We start from the raw sequence: 1,016 nt of genomic DNA on the forward strand, positions 1-1,016 counted from the left end.
GATAGAAATATCAGAATTTGTCTTGAGAAAAAATCCTGAACAATCGGCGCACTTTCTTGAACAAATTAAAACACTAGGCATGAATCTGGCACTGGATAATTTTGGAACCGGTTATTCATCACTTGCCTATCTCGTCCGTTATCCATTCGATATGGTTAAATTAGATCGTTCGCTTATCTCTATCGATTCGCCTAAGAAAAAACTTGTTCTCAAGTCCATCATCAATATGGCAATTGATCTTAATTTGCAAATTATCGCAGAAGGCGTTGAAAATGAAAAAGAAGCGATCTTCCTGCGCCAAGAAGGCTGTAAATATGTTCAAAGTACACTTGTTACTAAGCCAATTGCTATCGAAGAGCTAATCACTCTCGTTCAAAACCACTTCCCTTATAAAATAAAGACATAGTAGAGAGAAAACTGTTGAATAAAAAACTCGGAAAATCATAACACTCTCTACGCATGACCCATTTCAGAAACAAGATAGGTTGGGTTAATTCCCATGCGAATCAAGCTTTCATCATACTTACGACTTAAATCGCTTTCAAAAAGAAAACTAGGCGATGTGGGGCTGATCAACCAGCCGTTTGTAGAAATTTCTGTCTCGAGTTGTCCCGGTTTCCATCCAGCATAACCTAGCGCTATAAGTGCATGTTGAGGACCTTGTTCACAACTGATCGCTTTTAAAATATCAATAGTTGCAGTAAAGCAGATTTTTTCTGCAATAAGAACGGTTTCTTTACAAGTGTAATCATCCGAATGGAGCACAAAACCACGTAAAGGATCAACAGGTCCGCCATAACGTACAGGAAAATTTTTTATTGGCTCAGAAAGATGTTTTTTTTGAACGCCGCTTATCACCCCAAGATGAAGCAAGAGCTCAGGAAAATCAATATGGTGCAATTGATTGAGAATAATCCCCATAGCACCAGCATCAGAATGTGCACAAACATAAACTACAGAACGAATAAAACGATTATCATTCATCCCAGGCATTGCTATGAGTAATTGTCCACCTA

Annotated in this window: 2 protein-coding genes; one reads left to right on the plus strand and one right to left on the minus strand. The window is 38.2% G+C overall.

Translation table 11 applies throughout. The features are described 5' to 3' along the window. The coding region (locus ACFIK8_RS10110) for an EAL domain-containing protein (protein ID WP_375669345.1) at positions 1 to 406 on the plus strand (406 nt) is incomplete at its 5' end. A gap of 47 nt (positions 407 to 453) precedes the next feature. Here ACFIK8_RS10110 and ACFIK8_RS10115 read toward each other — a convergent pair. Beyond that, positions 454 to 1,016 (minus strand): YqgE/AlgH family protein (locus tag ACFIK8_RS10115; RefSeq protein WP_375669346.1); only part of this gene is annotated, 563 nt, incomplete at its 5' end.

The organism is Bartonella sp. MR168JLCBS, assembly GCF_042194175.1.